This window comes from Streptomyces sp. NPDC002690 (genome assembly GCF_053592415.1).
In genome coordinates this window covers 1-3591 of the sequence record NZ_JBSFVR010000533.1, presented here as the reverse complement: position 1 = coordinate 3591, position 3591 = coordinate 1, and the positions used below count along the sequence as shown (strand labels likewise).

Genomic DNA, 3591 nt, shown 5'->3' with positions numbered 1-3591 from the left:
CCCCCGGCACCGCACCAGGCCGGGGGCGGGCGCGCGCACGCACGCAGGGCGAGCCGGCATGACCCAGGTCACAGGAACCCGGCCCGTGCCGCGGAGAGGTGACAGGTGTGAGGGAACAAGAAGACGACCTGCGCCGACGGGTACGCGCGGGTGAACGCGAAGCGTTCGCCGAGCTGTACGAGGAGTGCGCGCCACGGGTCCACCGGCACGCTCTGCGGCTGACGGGTGACCCGTCGGCCGCCGAGGACATCATGTCGGAGACCTTTCTGACCGCCTGGCGCCGACGGGAGACCGTGACGGAGGAGGGCGGTCCGCTGCTCCCCTGGCTCCTCGGCATCGCCACCCACAAATGTGAGAACGCCCGGCGAGGAGCCCGCCGCCGCATCGCCTTCCTCGCCCGCCGGCCGAGGCCCGAAGTGGTGCCGGACTTCGCCCCGGAGACCGTGGGCCGCCTGGACGACACGGAGAAGCTGCGGGCCGTCCAGGAGTCGCTCGGCAAGCTGCGGCGACACGAACGGGAGGTGCTGTCCCTGTGCGTGTGGTCCGGCCTCGACTACGAGCAGGCGGCGCGGGCTCTCGGAGTGCCGGTCGGGACGGTGCGCTCGCGCCTCTCGCGCGCCCGCAAAAGGCTCGCCCGGCTCGTGGAGGAGGAGCGGGAACCGCACGGCACTCGCGGAGAGGTGACAGGTACGGCCGCGATCGCGGCCCTGCCCGTACGGGAGGGGACCCGATGAACCACGACGACACCGGCCTGTCCCAAGGCCGGCGCGGCGTCCGGCAGATTCCGGACGCCGACGCCCGGGAGATCGCCCGGCTGCTGCCGGCCCCGGATGTGGACGCGCTCTCCCCCGAGCGGCACCGCCACCACAAGGAACTGCTCATGAACCTCATCGACCGCGAAACGGCCGAACAGAACGGCACCTCCACCGTCGCCCCCGGAACCAGCGGTCCCGGAACCAGCGGTCCCGGAACCAGCGGTCCCGACCGGACGACGCGTCGCCGCTTCCTCCGCCCCGCCCTGCTCGTACCGGTGTCGGCGTTCGTCCTCGCCGGGGTGGTGGTCACCGCCGTCGCCGTCGCCCCGGGCCCGGACCGGCCGGCGGCCTCCGCCTCGCCCGCCCCCGGCGCGACCGGACACGGCGGTCCGGCCCTGCTGCACCGCATCTCCGCGGTAGCGCTGCGCACCGGTGTGCCCGCCGTCCGCGACGACCAGTTCCTCTACATCCGTTCCACGGTCCGGGGAGCGGACCTCACCAGCGGGAAGGCAGTGGTCGGCCCGCTGGAAGAGCGCGAGGAGTGGGCCGCCCAGGACCCGCGGCCGCTGAAGAAACTCGGCCTGGTCCGGACCGGCGGGGAGACCTTCGCCATCAACGCGGAGCTGGGCGACACGGAGGGCACGCCCGCCGGGATCAGCCGCCCCACCTACGCATGGCTCGGTTCGCTCCCGACCGATCCCGGCAAGCTGCTGACGTACCTCTACGCGCACACCCCCGAGTCCCCCGGCCAGGAGCGCGCCCAGGCCGTCTTCGACCGGATCGGTGAACTGCTGACAGCGGTGATGCCGGCCCCCACGGCCGCCGCACTGTACGAGGCCGCGGCCAGACTCCCGGGGGTCGTCGAGGCCCCGCAGGCAGCCGATGCTCTCGGGCGGCACGGACTCGGCATCGCCCGCGAGGACACCCGGTACGGCACCCGGACCGAGTGGGTCTTCGACCGGGCCGACCTCTCCTTCCTCGGTTCGCGCAGCTACCTCACAAAGGACACCTCCTACGGTGAGTCGGGGACCCTCCTCTCCAGCCTGGCCCGGACCGGCTGGGGCGTGGTCGACCGGGCGGGCGAGCTGCCGCCGAAAACAACGGGAGAGAAGCACACCGAGCAGAGCTGACGACGTACGGTCAGACGGTGCCGGGCGGGCCCTTCTCCCCGCACACCTCCGCCCACACCGTCTTGCCCGGCGCCCCCGGCCGGGGCGCGACGCCCCAGCGGTCGGCGAGCCGGGAGACGAGGAGGAGCCCCCGGCCCGACTCCTCGTCCAGGGCCGGTTCGAGCGGTTCACCGGGTGACGGGCACCGCTCGGTACGGGTGTCCGTCACCTCCACCCGCAGAGTGCTGCCCACCTCGGTGAGCCGCACGTGGAAGTCCCGGCCCACCACCCGACCGTGACGCACCGCGTTCGCGGTCAGCTCGGCGGCGATGAGGGACAGGGTGTCGTTCGTCTCCGAAGCCCAGGGGTGTCCCCACTCCTGGAGCCGGAGCGAGACGAGCCGACGGGACAGCCGGGCACCGCGCGGCGTCGACGTGAACCGCATGGCGAACTCCCTTGTCGGAGTGCGGTTTTCAACCATTTCCCCGGGAGAGGTAATTGCTTCGTTCATGAGGAAAACCCTGGCCGCGTCCGCATATCTTGACCAGGACCGACGCACTCACGGCCCGGGGCTGTACGCGGCGACGGTCACCCTGTACACGCGACGGAGCGTGAGGCGGCAGGGCGGAACGATCGTGGAGGCAGGCGTCATGCCGGAGCAGCAGCAACCACCCGAGGCGTACGAGAGCGGGACGGGCATCCTGGCCGTCTTCGGGCGCCAGTTGAAACTGTTCCGGTCTGCGGCCGGGCTGGAACGGGCCCAGCTCGGCGTCTTGACCGGCTACTCCGCCTCCACCATCGCGGCCTTCGAACAGGGGCGGCGCATCCCCCCACCGAAGTTCATCGACCAGGTGGACGAGGTCCTGCGGGCCAACGGGGTGCTGAGCGCGGGCAAGGAGGAAGTGGCGCGCGCCCAGTACCCGGCCTTCTTCCGTGACGCCGCCAAAATGGAGGCGGAGGCGGCGGAACTCGCCGGCTACGAGACTCTGGTGGTCAACGGGCCGCTTCAGACCGAGGAGTACACCCGCGCGCTGCTGAAAGAGCGGCGTCCGCTGCTCGATGAGGCCACCATCGAACTCCGGGTGGCTGCGCGACAGGCGCGCCAGGAAATCTTCAGCCGCTGGCCCGCCCCGCTCCTCAGCTTCGTCATGGAGGAGTACGTGGTGACCCGGGGGCTGGGCGGCCGCGAGGCGCGACGCGGTCAGCTCGAACACCTGTTGCTGATCGGGGAGAAGCGCAATGTCGAAATCCAGGTCATGCCTGCGGACCGAGAGGACAACGCGGGCGTGGACGGCCCGTTCACCGTGCTCACCCCGCAGCACGGCGAGCCGGTCGGCTATCTCGAAGTGCAGGGCCGGAGCACACTGGTGACCGAGCGGGCGGAGGTCCGCGCCCTGTCGGCCCGCTATGGGATCATCCGAGCCCAGGCTCTCAACCCGCGTGAGTCCCTGGGCTTCATCGAGAAACAGCTGGGAGAGGTATGAGAGTCCACGTCACCACGGGCAGTTCCGTCGCAGCACTGCACTGGTTCAAGAGCACCTACAGCGGGGCCGAGGGCGGGAATTGCCTTGAGGTCGCTGCCTCCCCCGGCGCCGTCCACGTCCGCGATTCCAAGCAGCGCCCCGGCCCCACCCTCACGGTGGCGCCCGACGCCTGGGCGTCCTTCGTCGCCGCGACCGCGCGCGACTGACCCCGGGTACGAGCGCGCTCGGGCCGGAAAACGCCGT

The 3591-nt window shown here is 71.7% G+C and carries 5 protein-coding genes; 4 read left to right on the top strand and 1 reads right to left on the bottom strand.

Going from position 1 to position 3591, the window contains the following annotated elements; all coding sequences use genetic code 11:
• Positions 1 to 128: 128 nt before the first annotated feature.
• Both ACWD3D_RS34700 and ACWD3D_RS34695 read left to right on the top strand, forming a co-directional pair.
• Complete coding sequence (locus tag ACWD3D_RS34700) at positions 129 to 734, top strand: RNA polymerase sigma factor (RefSeq protein WP_451464671.1); 606 nt, start codon at positions 129 to 131, stop codon at positions 732 to 734.
• On the top strand, positions 731 to 1885 hold the full coding sequence (locus ACWD3D_RS34695; protein WP_451464670.1) for a CU044_5270 family protein: 1155 nt from the start codon (positions 731 to 733) through the stop codon (positions 1883 to 1885). Before ACWD3D_RS34700 ends, ACWD3D_RS34695 begins: the two co-directional genes overlap by 4 nt.
• A gap of 10 nt (positions 1886 to 1895) precedes the next feature.
• On the opposite strand, the gene ACWD3D_RS34690 is transcribed toward ACWD3D_RS34695, so the two are convergent.
• Complete coding sequence (locus ACWD3D_RS34690; RefSeq protein ID WP_451464669.1) at positions 1896 to 2309, bottom strand: ATP-binding protein; 414 nt, start codon at positions 2307 to 2309, stop codon at positions 1896 to 1898.
• A gap of 205 nt (positions 2310 to 2514) precedes the next feature.
• Here ACWD3D_RS34690 and ACWD3D_RS34685 point away from each other — a divergent pair, with 205 nt between their 5' ends.
• Together ACWD3D_RS34685 and ACWD3D_RS34680 are read left to right on the top strand one after the other, a co-directional pair.
• Positions 2515 to 3348, top strand: a complete 834-nt coding sequence (locus ACWD3D_RS34685) for a helix-turn-helix domain-containing protein (RefSeq protein WP_451464668.1) — start codon at positions 2515 to 2517, stop codon at positions 3346 to 3348.
• Positions 3345 to 3554, top strand: coding sequence for a DUF397 domain-containing protein (locus ACWD3D_RS34680; protein ID WP_451464667.1), 210 nt, complete (start codon positions 3345 to 3347; stop codon positions 3552 to 3554). The genes ACWD3D_RS34685 and ACWD3D_RS34680 overlap by 4 nt, the downstream gene beginning before the upstream one ends.
• The last annotated feature ends 37 nt before the right edge of the window (positions 3555 to 3591 follow it).